The 18,366-nt window shown below is 62.4% G+C and carries 12 protein-coding genes; 7 read left to right on the top strand and 5 right to left on the bottom strand.

The window, feature by feature from the left end:
* Positions 1 to 51 precede the first annotated feature (51 nt).
* From SOQ14_RS10500 to SOQ14_RS10490, 3 genes are all read left to right on the top strand, one after another.
* Positions 52 to 2,523, top strand: a complete 2,472-nt coding sequence (locus SOQ14_RS10500) for a TonB-dependent receptor domain-containing protein (RefSeq protein ID WP_322898056.1) — start codon at positions 52 to 54, stop codon at positions 2,521 to 2,523.
* Positions 2,524 to 2,615: 92 nt separating this feature from the next.
* On the top strand, positions 2,616 to 3,752 hold the full coding sequence (locus SOQ14_RS10495; RefSeq protein WP_322898055.1) for a glycoside hydrolase family 68 protein: 1,137 nt from the start codon (positions 2,616 to 2,618) through the stop codon (positions 3,750 to 3,752).
* The gene (locus SOQ14_RS10490) at positions 3,736 to 4,587 is read left to right on the top strand and encodes an ROK family protein (protein WP_322898054.1); all 852 of its coding nucleotides are present in this window, start codon (positions 3,736 to 3,738) and stop codon (positions 4,585 to 4,587) included. Before SOQ14_RS10495 ends, SOQ14_RS10490 begins: the two co-directional genes overlap by 17 nt.
* A 21-nt stretch (positions 4,588 to 4,608) precedes the next feature.
* On the opposite strand, the gene SOQ14_RS10485 is transcribed toward SOQ14_RS10490, so the two are convergent.
* The 3 genes from SOQ14_RS10485 to SOQ14_RS10475 are packed head-to-tail and all read right to left on the bottom strand — an operon-like array spanning position 4,609 to position 9,323.
* Positions 4,609 to 6,384, bottom strand: a complete 1,776-nt coding sequence (locus SOQ14_RS10485) for a monovalent cation:proton antiporter-2 (CPA2) family protein (RefSeq protein WP_322898053.1) — start codon at positions 6,382 to 6,384, stop codon at positions 4,609 to 4,611.
* Positions 6,385 to 6,435: 51 nt separating this feature from the next.
* A complete protein-coding gene (locus SOQ14_RS10480) occupies positions 6,436 to 6,921 on the bottom strand; it encodes a DUF6702 family protein (protein ID WP_322898052.1) in 486 nt (161 codons plus the stop codon).
* Positions 6,921 to 9,323, bottom strand: a complete 2,403-nt coding sequence (locus SOQ14_RS10475) for a M1 family metallopeptidase (protein WP_322898051.1) — start codon at positions 9,321 to 9,323, stop codon at positions 6,921 to 6,923. Before SOQ14_RS10475 ends, SOQ14_RS10480 begins: the two co-directional genes overlap by 1 nt.
* A gap of 196 nt (positions 9,324 to 9,519) precedes the next feature.
* Here SOQ14_RS10475 and SOQ14_RS10470 point away from each other — a divergent pair, with 196 nt between their 5' ends.
* From SOQ14_RS10470 to SOQ14_RS10455, 4 genes are all read left to right on the top strand, one after another.
* The gene (locus tag SOQ14_RS10470) at positions 9,520 to 9,960 is read left to right on the top strand and encodes an RrF2 family transcriptional regulator (RefSeq protein ID WP_322898050.1); all 441 of its coding nucleotides are present in this window, start codon (positions 9,520 to 9,522) and stop codon (positions 9,958 to 9,960) included.
* Positions 9,961 to 10,104: 144 nt separating this feature from the next.
* Positions 10,105 to 10,272: a YezD family protein gene (locus SOQ14_RS10465; protein WP_322898049.1), complete on the top strand. Its 168-nt coding sequence runs from the start codon at positions 10,105 to 10,107 to the stop codon at positions 10,270 to 10,272.
* A gap of 86 nt (positions 10,273 to 10,358) precedes the next feature.
* A complete protein-coding gene (locus SOQ14_RS10460) occupies positions 10,359 to 12,806 on the top strand; it encodes a TonB-dependent receptor (protein WP_322898048.1) in 2,448 nt (815 codons plus the stop codon).
* A gap of 30 nt (positions 12,807 to 12,836) precedes the next feature.
* The gene (locus SOQ14_RS10455; protein WP_322898047.1) at positions 12,837 to 13,610 is read left to right on the top strand and encodes a sulfite exporter TauE/SafE family protein; all 774 of its coding nucleotides are present in this window, start codon (positions 12,837 to 12,839) and stop codon (positions 13,608 to 13,610) included.
* 18 nt (positions 13,611 to 13,628) lie between these two features.
* Here the strand turns inward: SOQ14_RS10455 and chrA are convergent, their stop codons facing one another.
* Together chrA and SOQ14_RS10445 are read right to left on the bottom strand one after the other, a co-directional pair.
* Positions 13,629 to 14,936, bottom strand: a complete 1,308-nt coding sequence (gene chrA, locus SOQ14_RS10450; RefSeq protein WP_322898046.1) for a chromate efflux transporter — start codon at positions 14,934 to 14,936, stop codon at positions 13,629 to 13,631.
* A gap of 238 nt (positions 14,937 to 15,174) precedes the next feature.
* Positions 15,175 to 18,153, bottom strand: coding sequence for a TonB-dependent receptor domain-containing protein (locus tag SOQ14_RS10445; protein ID WP_322898045.1), 2,979 nt, complete (start codon positions 18,151 to 18,153; stop codon positions 15,175 to 15,177).
* Positions 18,154 to 18,366: the final 213 nt, after the last annotated feature.

Genomic DNA, 18,366 nt, shown 5'->3' with positions numbered 1-18,366 from the left:
GCTAATCAGGCTCTTCCACAGGCAAAAAATTGCTATTGGGGGAGTTTGAGGATGTTGAAAGTGCAGTACGCGCGCAGCGCGAGTTTCGTGGCTCTTGCGGTGGCCAGCCTCGGGGCAAGCCCCGGTCTGGCACAGGAAGCCGAAGCCGACAGCGCCGATAATGGCGAGATCATTGTGACCGCGACAGCCCGCGGGCAGAACCGGCTTGAAACCTCGATTTCGGTCAGCACGCTGAGCGAAGAAACCATCGTGCGACTCGCCCCGCCGTCAGCCGCCGATCTTATCCGCCAGATTCCGGGTATCCGTTCGGAAGCCTCTGGCGGCGAAGGCAATGCCAATATCGCGGTGCGCGGCCTGCCTGTCTCCACCGGCGGCGCGCGCTATATCCAGTTGCAGGAAGATGGTCTCCCGATCCTCGAATTTGGCGACATCATCTTTGGCAATGCCGACAATTTCCTGCGTGCGGATCGCAACGTCGCCCGTGTCGAAGCGGTGCGCGGCGGCTCAGCCTCGACCTTCGCCTCGAACGCGCCAGGCGCGGTGATCAACTTCATCTCCAAGACGGGCAAGCAGGAAGGCGGCGCCATTCAGGCGAGCGTTGGGTTGGACTTTGAAACCTACCGGATGGATTTCGACTACGGCAGCCGCTTGGCCGATGATCTCTACTTCCATGTCGGCGGGTTCTATCGCACTGGCGAAGGTCCGCGCGATATCGGCTTCAACGGGTTTGACGGCGGCCAGATCAAGGCCAATCTCACCAAGGAATTCGATAGCGGCTATATCCGCTTCTACGGCAAGTATCTCAATGATCGCACGCCGACAATCCTGCCGATGCCGGTGCAGGTCACAGGTTCCAATGCCCGGCCCGATTACCGGGGACTTGCGGGCTTTGATCCGCGCAGCGATGCACTTTACAGCCCGTTCATCACTCAGGCCGTGACGCTCGATGGCAGCAACAACCCGGCGAGCTTTAACATCAATGATGGTCTCAGCGTACAGAGCGCGGCCTTCGGGATTGAGACGCAGTTCGATATCGGGTCGGGCTGGACCGTTACCAACCGTTTCCGCTTTGCCGACAATTCGGGCAGCTTTACCTCGCCCCTCCCTGCCGAAGCAGACGCCGCGCAGGCCATTGCCAACGGGATCGGCGGGGCAGGATCAACCATCCGCTTTGCCTCGGGCCCCAACACCGGCGCGCTCGCCAATCCGGCCAATATCGGCGGCAATGGCTTGCTCACCAATGTGGTGATGTTCAATGTGCGGCTCAACAGCCTCAACAACATCACGAATGATTTCCGTATCAGTAATGATTTCGATCTGGGCGGCGCGCGCCTTGCCTTTACCGGCGGCTTCTACGCCTCGCGCCAGACGATCAACACCGATTGGCTGTGGACCTCACAAGTGCAGACAGTCGAAGGTGGCGGGCGTGCCGTGCTCGTCGATATTCTTGATGCAGGCGGTAACCCGGTCACGCAGAACGGCACTGCCGGCTTCGGCGCCAGCTTCTTCGGCAATTGCTGCCGGCGCAATTATGATGTCGACTATTCGACCTTCGCGCCTTTCGCATCTGCATCGCTGGAGTTGGACCGGCTCACGCTTGATCTCAGCGCGCGTTATGATTTCGGCGATGCCAATGGCTCGATCACGGGGGCTGACAGCGGCTTCGGCAATGGCGTGATCGGGTTTGATTTTGACAATAACGGATCAATCAGTCCCGCCGAAGCGCTTACCAGCCAATTGCCGCTCGGGCAGGCCCGCCCGGTCAATTACAGCTTCGGCTACCTGTCCTACTCGATCGGTGCGAATTACCTTGTAACCGATGATCTCGGGGTGTTTGCGCGCTACAGCCGCGGTGGACGTCACACCGCTGACCGCAGCCTGTTTTCCCCCGCAGTCAGCCCGGTCGATGGGAGCCTGCCCGGCGGCGACACCGGCGTGATCGCGCGGGTCAATCAGGCGGAACTCGGCGTCAAATACCAGTCGCGCGGCCTTTCGCTCTATGCGACCGGCTTCTATGCCACGACATCGGAAACCAATGTCGACATTGCCCCGCTCGTGCTGTTCGACACCGAATTCGAAGCCTATGGCCTCGAACTTGAAGGCGCTTACACCACCGGGCCATTCTCGCTTTCGGCGGGTGCGACCTGGACCAAGGCGGAAATTGTCGATGCGCTCGATCTCACCACGATCGGCAATACGCCGCGCCGTCAGGCCGATCTGGTCTATCAGGCGACGGCGCAATATGCCGACAAGCGGTTTACGCTGGGCGCGAATATCGTGGGCACCACGGCAAGCTTTGCGCAGGACAATAACGGGCTGAAGCTTCCCGCCTTTGCGCAGGTCAACGCCTTCCTCGCAGTGCGACCGATGGAGCGGGTGGAAGTGGGCCTCAACGCCACCAACCTGTTCAACAGCTTCGGCTTCACCGAGGCGGAGGAAGGCCTGATCCCTGCCAATGGGCTGGTGCGAGCGCGCTCGATCCAGGGTCGTACCGTGCTTGCTTCGGTGCGGTTCGACTTCTGATTGCGACCGCACCCCATCAGGCTGGTCGCCGCCTCTCTCCCCTTGGCGACCAGCCCATTTTTCCTATCCGGCTTGAAACAGGCACGCGCGCGATGACAACCTTCTGGACTGCGGAACACCTTGCTTCGTGTGCGCCCGCCCCTGCCGGTGTCATTCCAACGATCACCACGCGTGATCGCTCCGGTCTTGATCCGGCACGGGTCTATTGGGACATGTGGCCGCTGCAAGCGCCGGACGGGATGCCCGCTCGCCTTGCCGGGCGCGAGCTGTGGATGGCGCTCACTGCGCCTGACCGCGGCGATCCGGCACTGCGGCACTTTACGGCCAAGATCCATTGGCTTGAGCGCATGGCTGACACATGGCTTGATCGCGGGCCGGTGCTGCCCGATTTCACCGTGTCCTATGAACGCGAATGGGCCGGCTCGGCGTTGCTGCGCGATGGCGTCGTCACGCTGTTCTTCACTGCTGCCGGAACGGCTGAAAAGCCCGGCGGTTACCAGCAGAGCCTGTGGGCAAGCGCGGCGAGGCTCGGGCCTGATGGCTGGCCGCACGACTGGAGCACCCCAGCGCCGCTGATCGCCCGGCCCTCGCCGCTCTATCAGGCTGCTGACGCACATGAAGGCGCACCCGGAACCATCAAGGCGCTGCGCGACCCTGCCTATTTCCGCGACCCGGCCGACGGCGCGGAGTATCTCGCTTTCACCGCTTCCCTGGGCGGATCGGACAGCGCGTTCAACGGGGCTTTCGGTCTTGCCCGCTGGCAGGCGGGCGAATGGCAATTGCTGCCCCCATTGATCGCCGCAGACGGCGTCAACAACGAGCTCGAACGCGCGCATCTGGTGTATCATCGTGGGCGCTATTACGCCTTCTGGTCAACCCAGAGCCACACTTTCGCCCCGCACTTGCGGCATGCGCCCACCGGACTTTACGGGATGGTCGCCGACACCCTGCTTGGCCCCTATTGCCCACTCAACGGTTCAGGCCTTGTTCTGGCAAACCCCGTTCAGGAACCGCACCAGACCTATAGCTGGTATGTTGATGCCGACCTCCGGGTATCGAGCTTTGTCGATTTCTTCGGACTTGGTGGCCAAGACATTCCGGACGATCCCGCCACAGCAAATGCATATTTCGGTGGTGTGCCCGCACCGCTCTTGCGGCTGGCCATCGAGGACGACACCTGCCAGCTTGTCTCGCGGCAGGAGGACATAGCGAATGCTCGGTGCGATTGAGGCAGGCGGCACGAAATTCGTGCTGGCAGTGGGGCCTTCGCCTGACCGGATTATCGCCCGGCATAGCATTCCCACCACATCGCCCGATGAAACACTGGGCGAAGCTGCCGCATGGCTCGATCAGCACGGCGCTCTCAAAGCAATCGGGATCGGCACCTTCGGACCAGCCCAGCTTGATCGGAGCGCGGCTGATTGGGGCCACATCACCAACACGCCCAAGGCGGGTTGGCAGAATTGCGATATTGCCGGGTTCTTTGCACGCGAGCTCGGCACGAGGGTTGCTCTCGACACCGATGTCAACGCCGCCGCCATCGCCGAGGCCGCAGCGCGGCCCGATTGCAGCGGGCTTGCGTACATCACAATCGGCACGGGCATCGGCGGCGGATTGGTTGTCGGCGGACACCCCGTGCACGGCGCGGCCCATCCTGAAATGGGGCATATCCTGCCGCGCCGCCATCCGGCTGACAGCGACTTTCCCGGCATTTGCCCGCACCATGGCGATTGCCTCGAAGGCCTTGCGAGTGGCCCGGCGATCAAGGCGCGGTGGGGCGTATCCCTGTCGGCGCTTCCCGCCGATCACATCGCCCACACGGTGATTGCGGATTACATCGCGCAGCTGTGTCACAGCCTATCGGCAATCACAGCAGTGGAGGTGATCGTGCTGGGCGGCGGGGTGGCCAAGACACCCAAACTCGTTGAACGCATCGCTACCCGCACGCAGACCATCGATGCAGGCTACCTGCCCGGCGGGTCGCGCCACCGGATCGAAGCGCCTCGCCATGGCGATAATGCCGGCATTATCGGTGCCCTGATGCTTGCTGACCAAATCGTCTGATGTCAGCAATCAGGATGGTGGCTACTCGCGCGCGGCCGCCTTGCTCCGCCGCACCAGCGGTTCGGGCACCGGATGACGATGGAGCCTGTCAGTCCCCGCCAGCTCCCCGCCATGGACTTGCAGCGCAAGGCGCTCCTCATCGCGCTGGCGGATATCGGCGGTGATATCCTCGATCTCCAGCTCGGTCACACCGAGCGCCGCCAGCCCCATCCCGCCAAACCGGATCGCGGATTCGAACGTCTCGCGCATTTCGCCGTCAATCCCGATCTGGCGCAGCGCAATCGCGTGGCCGCGATCATAGGAGCGCACCAGCACGCGGGCGGTCGGAAATTGTTCGGTGGCAAGCGTCGCAATCCGCAGCGCGGCCTCCTTGTCATCAATGCAGACCATGATCACCTCGGCCTCGGCAGCGCCTGATGCCTTGAGGATATCAAGCCGCGCGCCGTCGCCGAAATAGACCTTGAAACCGAAGCGTTCGGCATCGCGGATGCGGTTGGGATCATTATCGACCAGCGCAACCTTGGCCCCGCGCGCGAGCAGCAATTGCGAGGCAATCTGCCCGAAGCGGCCAAACCCGATCAGCAGCACATCGCCCCGCAAGCCATTGGCCTCCTCGATGCCGTCCATCGACACCACGCGCTGTCCCAGCCAGCGATCCGCCACCAGCATCACCAGCGGGGTGAGCGCCATCGACAGAATGATGACCGTGGCGAAGATCGCGCTCTGTTCGGCGCTGATGACCCCGCCAGCCAGCCCGGCAGCATAGAGGACAAAGGCAAATTCGCCGCCCTGCGCGAACATCACGACGCGCGCCATCGCCTGCCTGCCGGTTGCCCCGAACAGCCGTGCCACGGCGAAAACCCCAATGGATTTGACCACCACGTAAGCTGCCAGCAAGGCGGCGATCAATTGCCATTCACGCGCCACCACCGCAATATCGAGGCTCATCCCCACCGCGAGGAAGAACAGACCCATCAGCAGGCCTTTGAACGGCTCGACATCGGCTTCGATCTGATGGCGGTAGCTTGAACCCGACAGCAACACGCCCGCGAGGAAAGCGCCCAGCGCCATCGACAGCCCGCTCCGCTCCATCAGCAGCGCCGATCCCAGCACCACCAGCAGTGCGCCTGCGGTGAGGACTTCGGTAGCCCGGGCGCGGGCCAGCAAGGCGAAAAAGGGATCGAGCAGCCAGCGCCCGGTCACGATCAGCAGGGCAATCGCCCCCAGCCCGATCAGCACCCCGGACATGCTGAATTCGCCCGCCGCACCCGCGCCGAGATACGCGACCAGCGCCAGCAGCGGGACAATCGCCAGATCTTCGAGCAACAGGATCGCCACGCCCTGCTGGCCTTGCGGGCTGGCAATCTCGCCGCGTTCGGCCAGCACCGACATGATCACCGCAGTCGAAGACAACACGAAGCCGGTGCCCGCCACAAAGGCCACCACGGGCGCAAGCCCCAGCGCGATCCCCACTGCGGTCAGCAGCACCATGCAGACCAGCACCTGCACCAGCCCGACGCCGAAAATCTGGCTGCGCATCGCCCATAACTTGCGCGGGCGCAGCTCGATGCCGATCAGGAACAGGAACATCACCACGCCCAGTTCCGAGACGTGCAAGATCGCTTCCGGATCGCTGAAAATGCCCAGCACCGAAGGGCCCACCAGCAATCCGGCCGCAAAGTATCCCAGCACCGAACCGAGGCCGAGCCGCCGGAACAGCGGGACGGCGGCCACGCCCGAGGCGAGCAACACCACTGTCAGACCGAGATTGTCGCTTAAGCTCGCTGCGTCAGCCATGCCGCCTTGTTCCCCGTTGCGCAGGCACGGCGACGGTTTGCGCCAGGCCTGCTAGAGTGTGAAATCGCGTGCCGCAGTATTCACGGTGAAGACAAAGGTTTCCACCTTGGTGCCGCCCCCGATATTCACCCGGTTTTGCTGCCGCGCCCACAGATCGGTCAGGATCTGCGAATTGACCGTGAACTGTGCCGCTTCAGCGGGCGCGGGCATATCCTGATAGACCATCAGATTGCCCCCCACGATCTCGCTGCCGACATATTCTGGCGTCACCAACTCGCCATCGACCCACAGCCGGAAGCGGCGGGTGACATAGGTGGCAAAGGCCTCGCGGCTCGCGGCGCTGCCGATAATGTCGGGGTCTTTCGCCCCCTGAAAACGCAGCGCATGTTCGGCATCGTGCACCGGCACCTGATGCGCCAGCTCGATACGCTCGGTGCGGGAATTGAGCGCAATGGTGCTGATCGCGACCTTCTGCTGGTGCGCCGCCACGGGGACAGCGACCAGCAGCGCGATCAGCAAGGCGATGCGGCGCAGCATCACTTGCGATCCTTGACCTTCTCGGCCCCGGCGGCTTCGCCCATCAGATCACGGCTGACGCGCGACTTGCTGGCTTCGTCCTTGAAGGCTTCGATCCGGCTCGGGATGATGCGGCGCGGATAGTGATTGTCTTCAAGGTTGGCGTCGCCGGTTTCCCAATCGGGATCGACCATGACTTCGACCAGCTCCTTGTTCTTCGGGAAGACCAGCAGCTTGGCCACTTCCCTGGAATTGCGGCGCCAGATTTCGGCCGGGATGTTGAGCTTCTGCTTCGATCCGTCCTTGAAGGTCAGACCAAGGATGATCGGCATGACAAGGCCGCCCTTGTTGGTGAAGTTGAGCACGTAGTAATTGGCATCTTCCTTCACCGCGCGGTCAAACGCGGCGCGTTCCCAGCGATCAAGCCCATCGACGAAATCCTGGTAACCCTTGCGATCCTTGGGGGTGACAGTGAATTCGTCGTTCTTGTCGTAGAAGTCGGTCACGCCCGGGTTTTCGAGCACCCAGATCGGCAGGCCTTGTTGCTTGTTCAGACCAATGCCAACCGGCGTCGGCTCCTCCGCGCGTTCCTGACGGCGGCGCGGCAGATCAATATCGGGATTCTTCGAATCCATCTTGAGCCGGTAGATCGAATCAAGGCTGATATCGACGTGATCGGTGGTGTAGAACCAGCCGCGCCAGAACCAGTCGAGATCGGTGCCCGAGGCTTCCTCGATGGTGCGGAAGAAATCCGCCGGGGTCGGACGCTTGAACTTCCAGCGGCGGGCATATTCCTTCAGCGCAAAGTCGAACCGCTCGCGCCCGATGATGGTATCACGCAGCAAGTGATAGGCCGCCGACGGCTTGCCATAGGCGTTCGAGCCGAGATCGGTGATCGAATCCGATTGGGTCATGATCGGCTGCTGGTTGTTCGAAACCATGTAGGGCACCAGATCGCGCGGCAGGCTGCGGGTCCACGGCATGTTCGGGTCCCATTCGTAACCCGCCACGGAATCAAGGAAGGAGTTGAGCCCCTCGTCCATCCAGGTCCACTGGCGTTCATCCGAGTTCACCGTCATCGGGAAATAGATGTGCCCGATTTCGTGAATCACCACGCCGACGAGGAACATTTTCTCGGCCAGCGAATAGGTGCGGCTGCCATCCTTGTTGAGCGTGGTGCGCGGCCCGTTGAAGGTGATCATCGGATATTCCATCCCGCCGACCGGCCCGTTGACCGACTGCGCGGTGGGATAGGGATAGTCAAAGCTGAAGCGGGAATAGACCTTCAGCGTATGCACCACGGCGGCGGTGGAATACTTCTTCCACAGATCGCCACCTTCCTTGGGCCAGAAGCTCATGGCGAGCACGGTTTCGTTCTCCGCACCGGGCTGCTTCACGCCTTGCGCATCCCACATGAATTTGCGGCTCGACGCCCAGGCGAAATCGCGGACGTTGGTGGCCGAGAAGCGCCAGGTCTTGCGCCCGCGAGGATTGCCCGCTTCGGCGGCGGCGGCTTCCTGCGGGGTCACGATGAAGACCGGCGCATCAGCGTTCTTCGCGGTTTCGAGACGCTGGCGCTGCGCGGCCGTCAACACGGCATCGGGGTTCTGCAACACGCCGGTGGACGCAACGATGTGATCGTCGGGCACCGTCATCTCGACCTCGTAATCGCCGAATTCGAGCGTGAACTCACCGCGGCCGAGGAACTCCTTGTTGTGCCAGCCTTCGTAGTCCGAATAGACCACCATGCGCGGGAACCACTGCGCCATCAGGAAGATGTCGTTCCCGCCCTTGCGCGGATCATCAGGGAAATGCTCGTAGCCTGAGCGCGCGACCACGGCGTCTTCCTCGACGATGTTGAAGGCCCACGCGATCGCGAATTCGACAGTTTCGCCCGGTGCCAGCGGCTGGGGCAGATCAATGCGCATCAGCGTACCGACAATCGTGTGGGGCAGCTGTTCGCCCGTCAGCGTGGTAACCGCGGTGATATCGTAGCCATAATCATTATCGGCCATGGATTGCTGGCGGCGCAGTTCATCCATCGAAAGCTTGGTCGGCTCGGCGCCTGCACCCAACGTGACCTTCGGCCCGCGCCGACCGGGGCCACCAAAGGCATCGGTCAACTCGGCCATCGAATCGCGGCGGAAGATGTTCTGATCAAGCTGCATCCACAGCCACGGCAGGCTGTCGGGTGAATTGTTGGTATAGCGGACCGTGCCGCGCGCGGTCAGGCGGCGCTTGGCCTCGTCGAGCTCGGCGGTGATCTTGTAATCGACCTTCTGCTGCCAGTATTCATGCCCCGGCGCGCCGCTCGCATTGCGATAGGTGTTGGGATCGGGCAGCACTTCATCAAGCTGGCGGAACTTGTCCTCGAAACTGCCCTTGGTCTGCTGGATGCCCTGCGCCAGAGTGGGGCTTGCCATCAAAAGGGCGACAAGAAACAGCACAAGTCTCAAGGCAGGTCTCCGCAAGTCAGCACACCGTGGGGCGCAGCGCACCCGTCAAGCCCCTTGGGGCCGATCAATTCCATAGTCAATTCATCACAGTGCGGACAGGCCCGGTGCGGGTCCGGACGACAGGCTTGACCCGATTGCCTACCTCGCAGATAGACAATCTGCGATGCTGTCCCAGAAGACCCGCTACGCGATCCGCGCGATGCAGCACCTTGCCGATCATTACGGCGATGGGCCAGTGCAGCTTGCCGCGATAGCGGAGCAGCAGAACATTCCCGCCAAGTTCCTGACCGTGATCCTTTCGGAGCTGACACGCTTTGGCCTTGTCGCCTCGCAGCGGGGCCGCGACGGGGGCTATTGGCTGGCCATCCCGCCGGTGGATATCACCTATGGCGATCTGATCCGCCATATGCGCGGCAGCCTCGCGCTGGTGCCCTGCGCAAGCCGCTATGCGCACGAAAAATGCAAGAATTGCCTTGAAGAAGGCGAATGCCGCACCCGCGCGCTGCTGCTCGATGTGCGTGATCGCACGGCGCAGATTCTGGATGCAATCCGCCTTTCCGATCCGATCACCCCGGTGCCGCCCTTCACCGACGACGAAGCCTGACGGCGCGCACGCTTCACATCGGCGCACAAATCCCACCTTTCACCGGGGTACAGAATTTCTGTTCGGCGCAGCCCATTGTCAATCATTTCGCTTGAGTTTAATTCCTGCGTTGCGGACTGATTCCGCGCAATGAAAGGCCCATCCATGGACCGTGACACGACAGGCTCTGCCAAAGGCGGGGTTTTGCCCGAAACACTCGCGCTGGTAAGCGAGGAGCTCTCCCGCCTGCGCTACGGCGCGATCCAACTGATCGTGCATGACGGGAAGGTCATGCAGATCGATGTGACCGAGAGGAAACGGCTGACCGATTGATCGGCCCGTGACCCTTTCAACCTCCAACTCAACAGGGACCAGCAGACCGGACCACCGGATGCATGCCCGCTTGCAAAGGCGAGACCATGTATCCGAAGACATTCCGCAGCACCCTGCTGCTTGGCGCAGGACTGACCGCGCTATTGACCGCCCCCGCCTCAGCGCAGGACGAAACCACATCCGAAACCCTCACCCCTGCCACCACGCCCCGACTGGAGCAGGCCAGCAATGACATCATCGTCACCGCCCGTCGCCGCTCCGAAAGCGCACAGGACATTCCGCTCGCCGTGTCGGTGATCGATGCCAAGCAGCTCGACGAGACCGGGGCGTTCAATGTGGGCCGGCTCCAGCAGCTTGCGCCGACGCTGCAATTCTATTCCTCCAACCCGCGCAACACGGCGGTGAATATCCGCGGGCTCGGCGTGCCCTTCGGCCTTACCAGTGACGGGTTCGAACAGGGCGTCGGCATCTATGTCGATGATGTCTATTATTCGCGCGTCGCCTCGGCGACCTTCGACTTCCTCGATGTCGCCCAGATCGAAGTGCTGCGCGGGCCGCAAGGCACGCTCTACGGCAAGAACACCACCGCCGGCGCGATCAACATCACCACCAACCAGCCGAGTTTTGATTTTGAGGGCAAGGCCGAAATCAGCCTCGGCAATTTCGCATTCCGGCAAGCGCGGCTCGCAATCTCCGGCCCGCTGACCGAACGCGTTGCGGCGCGCGTCGCCTTCTCCGGGACAAGCCGGGCGGGCACGATCCGCAATGTCACCACGGGTGAGGATATCCAGAGCCTCGACAATCTCGGGCTGCGTGCGCAGGTCTTGTGGGAGGCGGCGGACAATCTCAAGATCACGCTGGTGGGTGACTATAACAAGCAAGACGCCAATTGCTGCGGTTCGGTGTTCGTGCACACCGGTACGACCCAGCGGCCTCTCAACAGACAGTTCGCCGCCCTTGCCGCTGCGCAGAATTATGCGCCGCCCAGCACCAATCCGTTTGACCGCCTGAGTGATCTGGATTCGCAACTCAACGCCGGCAACGTGATCGCCGGCGCCTCGCTCCGAGCCGTGTGGGATATCGGCCCCGGAACCTTCACCTCGGTCACGGCGTGGCGGTATTGGGACTGGAAGCCCGAGAATGATCGCGATTTCACCGGGCTTTCGATCGTGGCGCTGTCGCAGAACCCGTCGCAGCAGGATCAGTACACGCAGGAATTCCGCTATGCCTACAGCGGCACAGCGATCGACTTCGTGATCGGTGCCTTTGCCTTCGATCAGCGGATCGACACGCAAGGCACCGAAGCGCAGGGCCGTGCTGCCAGCCGCTGGAACATCGCGCCGAACAATCCGCTCTCGCTTGATCCGAGCGTGCTCGACGGGCTCACCGCGCGCAACACGCAGTTCCTCGAAAGCACCAGCTTGGCGCTGTTCGGGCAGCTCAGCTGGAAGGTCACCGACGCCTTCACCATCCAACCGGGCGCGCGCGTGAATTACGACAAGAAGAAAGGCTTCTATCAGCGCCGCGTCTTTACTGGCGCAGGCGTTGAGCTGCTTGGCACGGAAACCGATGCGCGCAGCCGTGCACAACTTGCGGTGTTCCAGCCGCAGGTGAGCGCGCCCGAGGATACCGACTGGAACGTCACCTATGATCTTACGCTGAGTTATGCGCTCGCGCCCGATGTGCTCGCCTATGGCGCCTACGCGCGCAGCTTCAAGACCATCGGGATCAACCAGAACGGGCTGCCAACCGATGCCAATGGCCAGCCGATCGCTGCCGCAGGCACGATCCGGCCCGAGACTGTCGACCACTTCGAAATCGGGCTCAAATCGCAGTTCTGGGATCGCCGGGCGACGCTCAACGTGGCAGCCTTCCGCACCGATATCCGCGATTATCAAGCGACGGTGATCAATGGCGAATTCGGCGTGCTGCGGGGCTTCCTCGCCAATGCCGAAAAGGTGCGCTCGCAGGGGGTCGAGGTTGATTTCTCGGTGCGCCCGAGCGAGCGGTTCACCGCCTATGTCAGCGGCGCCTATACCGATGCCCAATATGTCCGCTTTGTCGATGCGCCCTGCCCGCCGGAATTGTCGGGCGGCACCACCGCCGCACCCGGTCAGACGCCATCCGCCCCCGGCACGCCCGGCGGGATCAGCCCGGCCAATTGCGACATTTCCGGCCAGCGTCTGCCGGGCGTGTCCGAATGGGCATTTTCGTTCGGAGCGGAGGGCAATCTGCCTGCCACCTTCCTTGGCAAGCCGGGGCGGGTCTATCTGGGCTATGATGGGTCTTACCGTTCGGACTTTTCGTCCAACCCTTCGCCATCAGCGTTCACCAATGTAAACGGCTACCACCTGTCCAATTTCCGCCTCGGTTTCCGTGCAGATGACGGGCTCAACCTGTTTGCCTGGGTGCGGAATGCCTTTGACGCGAATTATTTCGAACAGCTCTTCGTCGGCCCCGGCAGCACCGGGCTGATTGCCGGGCTTCCCGGCGATCCGCGCACCTGGGGTGCGACGGCGAGCATCACATTCTAACCCTGCCAGCACGCAGAGAGGACATGCCTCATGCCAGAAATCGTCCCGCTGCTTGTCGAACTCGCGCCGTTCATCGCCATTGGCATGGCGGCGCAGATGATCGACGGGGCGCTTGGCATGGCCTTCGGGGTCATCACCCAGACCTTGCTGGTCAGCGCGCTCGGGGTTCCCCCCGCCACTGCCTCGGCCAGCGTGCATCTGGTTGAACTGTTCACGACCGGTGCTTCGGGCGCGAGCCATATCTGGCATCGCAATGTCGATTGGGGGCTGTTCAAGCGGCTGGTCCCCTTCGGCGTGATCGGCGGGGTGAGCGGGGCCTATCTGCTCTCGAACATCGATGCCTCGGCAGCGCGCCCGTGGGTGATGGCCTATCTGACCGGGATCGGCTTTTACCTGCTGTGGCGCGCGATCCGCATGGCAAAGCCGCGCTTCGCGGATCCGCGCTACACCCGTCCGCTGGCGGCGGCGGGCGGCTTTCTCGATGCGGCGGGCGGCGGCGGCTGGGGGCCGGTGGTGACGAGCAACCTGCTGATCCAGGGCGGCGATCCGCGCAAGGTCATCGGCACGGTCAATTCCGCCGAGTTCCTGCTCACCCTGTCCATCTCGATCGCTTTCATCGCAACGCTGGGGCTTGCTGCCTTCACGCTGATAACGGTCGGACTGATCATCGGCGGGGTGATTGCCGCACCCTTTGGCGCACTGCTGGCCAGCCGCGTGCGGCCGCGGCTGCTGCTGCTGGTGGTTGCCATCGTGCTGATCGTCACCAGCAGCTACAGCATCTACACCGCAGTGTTCGCCGCCTAGCGCAGGCGCAGCGCGGCGCTATGGCAGCAGGGTCAGCGCCAAGCCCCCCGCCGCGCAGACGACAAGAATGCGCACGACTGACCATTGCAGCGCGAAGGCCAGCATTCCGGCAAGCGCGGCAAGCAGGCCCGCGCGCCAATCGAAGCTGGCAAGATCCGGCCAGTGCAGGCGCAGCACGCCAACGCTCACCTGCTCGACCCGGGCGAACAGCACATGCAGCGCGAACCACGCGGTGAGATTGGCGATCACGCCCACCACCGCCGCCGTCACAGCCGCCAGCCCGCCCTTGAGCCGGACGGCCTGACCAAGCCGGTCAATCCACGGAGCAAAGGCGAAGATCCACATGAAGCACGGCGCGAAGGTCACCCATGTTGTCAGCCCGGCGCCCAGCAGCCCTGCCATGAGCGGCGTGAAAGGTTCAGGCATGCGGAAGGCCGCGAGAAAGCCGACAAATTGCGTCACAAGGATCAGCGGCCCCGGTGTGGTTTCGGCCAGACCGAGCCCGTCCGCCATCTCTCCGGGCTGGAGCCAGCCAAACCCTTGCACTGCCTCCTGCGCCATGTAGGCCAGCACCGCATAGGCGCCACCGAAGGTGACAATGGCAAGCTGCGAGAAGAAGGCGCCGATGTCCCAGAGTACGTGATCGCGCCCGAGCGTCAGCGCAACGGCCGCCATGGGCGCAGCCCAGATCGCGCCCCACAGGGCAATCGCCAGCAGCGTGCCGCGCCACGGCCGCGGTGCAGCGATGCCATCTTGCGCTCCACCCGGCTTGAGCGCGAGCAAGGACGGCTGCCATGCCGCGATCGCCATACCGATGACCCCTGCCCCGAGCACGATCAGGGGAAAGGGCAAATCGAACAGGAACAATCCGGCAAAGGCCGCCAGCGCCAGAGCGCGCTTGACCGCCGTATCAAGCGCCCGCCCGGCAATCCGCAGCAGCGCCTGCACCACAATCGCCAGCACCGCTGCCTTGACGCCAAGAAACAGCGCTGCAACCCAGCCCAGATTGCTGGCGATGGCATAGAGCATCGACAGCGCCAGAATGATCACCGCGCCCGGAATGACGAACAGCAGTCCTGCTGCCAGCCCCCCGCGCCAGCCGTGGAGCCGCCAGCCGATCCATGTCGCCAGCTGCTGGGCCTCGGGCCCTGGCAGCAGATGGCACACGTTGAGCGCGTGAAGAAAATCATCCTCGGCGATCCAGCGCCGATCTTCCACCAGCTCGCGGTGCATCAGCGCAATCTGCCCTGCCGGGCCGCCAAAACTGAGAAAGCCGATGCGGGTGAACACCCGCAGCACATCGGCCAAGGAAACCTTCGGGAACAAGTCGGCCTGAACCACCACACAAACCTCGCAAACAAGGCCCTGCCGTATCCGGCAGGATCACGAGGCAACGCTTGGGCTTGTTGCGGCCTGGGCGGGAGGTTGCTTTGCCCCGCATTCCCTTGATCTAGCCGCCTTGCGCACGCCATTCAAGCCGGTGCTGGCCTGTACGCGGACGCAAAAAGAGCGGCTGTCAGCCAACGCCGGACAGCCGCTCTTGATGTCAGTCAGACGAGTGCGATCAGAAACCGAGCTTGTCGGTGTTGATGCGGATACCCGCGTAGAAATAGCGGCCGAGCCAGCCCACGCCGGGCTGATTGGCCAGACCGCGCGCCGGCATTTCGTTGGTGAAGTTGTTCACACCAAGGAAGAAGTTCGCCTGCTGATTGTTGGTGGTGAATTCCGCCCGCAGATCGTGGACGAAACGCTCATCCAGCACGAGGAATTCCGGCGCCACGATATCGGGATCGCCCTCGATCCGATCACGCTCGAAGCGGAGCTGGTCACCAGTGTACTGGAGACCGTAGTTGAGCGTGAAATTCTTGAACGACCAGGTGAGGTCAGCCGTGCCGACCCATTCCGGTGCACCGGTTTCGCCGCGATCATTGTCGACGATCCCGCCATTGGCAGGCAGGAACGACAGCTTGTCGAGGTAACCCACGCTGCCGCGCAGGTTGAACCGGCCAAACTTGCCGCTGCCCGGCGTGAACGCGTAGTTCACCGTCACGTCGAGACCAGCCGTCTCGAAGAAGGCGACGTTCTGCGGCGCCAGCACATAGCTCGTCACGAAACCGGTCGTCTGCGAACGGGTGATCGCATCGCAGAACGGGTTGGCGAGCGATGCCGAGTCCACGCAGAACTGCGCGGTTTCGGTGAGACCCGGGGTGCGCACGGCGTTCGACAGGCGAATATCATACCAGTCCGCCGTCACGGTCAGACCGCGCACGAAGCTCGGCTGAAGGATGACACCGGCGGTCCAGGTCTTGGCATCTTCCTGCGACAGGTTGCGGTTGCCCGACACGATCCCTTCGAGGCTGGCGCTCGACGAGATATCGCTATCCGGATCGAAGGTGTCGAAATCGACGCCAAGGCCGGTGATCAGCGCGCGGCAGTTGGTCGACCGGAATTCGGTACCCTGATTGATGTTCACCGGGCTGCACGGATCGTCAAGGAAGGCAAAGGTGCCGGTCCGCGGCGCGAACAGTTCGGTGATGTTCGGCGCACGCACCGATTCCGAATAACCACCGCGGAAACGGATGTCGCGGATCGGAGCCCACTGCCCGTTGATCGACCAGGCTTCGGTGGTACCGACGGTCGAATAGTCCGAAAGGCGGCCGGCGACCGTGAATTCGAGCAATTCGAAGAACGGCCGGTCAGCCAGCAGCGGCACGTTGATTTCGCCGAACACTTCCCAGACATCAAAGCTGCCGGTTTCGCGCGCCAGCAAGGCGAGGTCGGCCAGCACACCCGAATTGGGATCGAAGCTCGCAACTTGGGTCGAGATCGCATCCGGACGGAAATCGCTGCTTTCCTTGCGATATTCGCCGCCGAAAGCAAAGTTCACCGCCCCGCCCGGCAGTTCGAAGAACTTGCCAAAATTGCCGCTGATGAAGGCGTTGGCGACATGCTGCTGGATCCGGTATTCATTGGCCGTATCGGTCAGGATGAAATCCAGAGCTTCGCGGCTGGCAGCGCCTTCGCCGAAGATGTTGAGCGGCACACACTGGCCGGGTGTGAAGGTTTGCGGCGCTTCACCATAGTTGAAGTTGCCCGCATCCGCGATCGCCCCGCCATCAAGGTTGACGCGGCAATCGAACACGCCGTTGGGAACCCCGGTGCGGAACGCGCCCACATCCACCACGTCGAGCGCGGCAAAGTAGCGGTCCTCAATGCGCTGGTTGGTCGAAATGTAGGTGGTGTCGTTGCGGCCATAGACATAGCTCGCCTCGAACTTCACATTGTCGCTGATGTTGCCGTCAAAGCCGACAACGGTGCGATAGAGATCACGCGAGAAATTCTCGTTGCGCGTCCCGAAATCGAAATTGTCGCGGTTGAACAGCAGGCCGCCGAATTCGCCCAGACCAGCCGCCCGGACATTGGCCGGGATCAAAGGGTTCTCTTCCGAGATGAAGGTGAAGAAGTCGAAGGAAGGCTGCGCGACCGTGAAGTTATCGGTCTTCACATACTTGCCTTCAACGAAGAAGCGGACGTCAGGCGTCAGCTGATAGTTGAAGAAGGCGTTGAACGAGTGGTGCTCGGTCCCGGCCTGGAGGTCACCCTGATAATTGTTGACCGGGGTGTTGTCGCCGCCCTGCGCGAGAAAGCCCGACTGCGGCAGGAACAGACCCGGATTGTAGGGACGGCCATCACCGTTGAACAGCGGGCTGAAGCTGCCATCAATCACCAGCGCACCGCCCGGCGAGCTGTCGGCATAACCGATGCGGTTCAGGAATACGAAGTCCGGAACATTGGGATCATCAGGGATATCATTGGGGTTACGCACCAGCGTGTCGGCTTCGAAGCGGCCATTCGGACGATCACCAAAACCGACGCGGCCATCGCTGCGATATTCGTAGTTCAGCGCGAAATTGCCGCGCCCGTCGGCGAAGTTCTTACCGATCGTCGCCGAGACAAAGCGGTTCTCGGCATCGCCAAAGTCGGAAATCCCGCCTTGTGCGCGCAGATCAATGCCTTCGAAATCGCGCTTCATGATGAAGTTCACCACGCCCGACACGCCATCGGCCCCATAGACCGACGACACACCGCCGGTGAGGATGTCGATACGCTCGATCAGGCTGACCGGGATGGTGTTGGTGTCAACAGCAGCCTCACCCGCCACACCGGCGACATGACGGCGGCCATTGACCAGCGTCAGGGTGCGGTTCGCGCCGAGGTTGCGCAGGTTGAGCAGGTTGACGCCCGCAGCACCGGTGCGCGCCTGCGAGCCGGCGGCATCAAAATTGGTTTCCGAATTGAACAGCGCCGGGCTCTGCGCCAGCAGTTCGGTGATGTTGTTGATCCCCGACTGGATCAGGTTTTCGGCCGTGATCGAGACAACCGGGGTCGCAGTGGCGGCCTCGGGGCGCTGGATGCGGGTACCCGTCACGATCAACGGCTGACCGGTTTCTTCGGTGGTTTCCTCGGTGGTAACGTCGGCATCTTGCGCGCTGGCAACCGCAGGCATCGTGACGCTCAACCCGATAGCGGCAACAGTCAGCATAAGTTGGGCGCGACGACGCCGGACTTCATGGTCGATCATTTTCTGGTATTTCCCTGTTTAAATTCAACGAATTACGTGAAGCAAAGACTTCATGTAACCACACCAAGATTATCCGATACCTTCAAATCCTTGATGATTTATGCCGCCCATTGCCGCAGGAGCCCGATTCTAGGCAACGGGGACATGCCTCTTGATCGACGAGTTGATGATTTG

The organism is Erythrobacter epiphyticus (genome assembly GCF_034653295.1).
Taxonomy (GTDB): Bacteria; Pseudomonadota; Alphaproteobacteria; order Sphingomonadales; family Sphingomonadaceae; genus Erythrobacter.
Note: the sequence above shows the minus strand (reverse complement) of the source record. Positions and strands in the feature narration are given on the sequence as shown.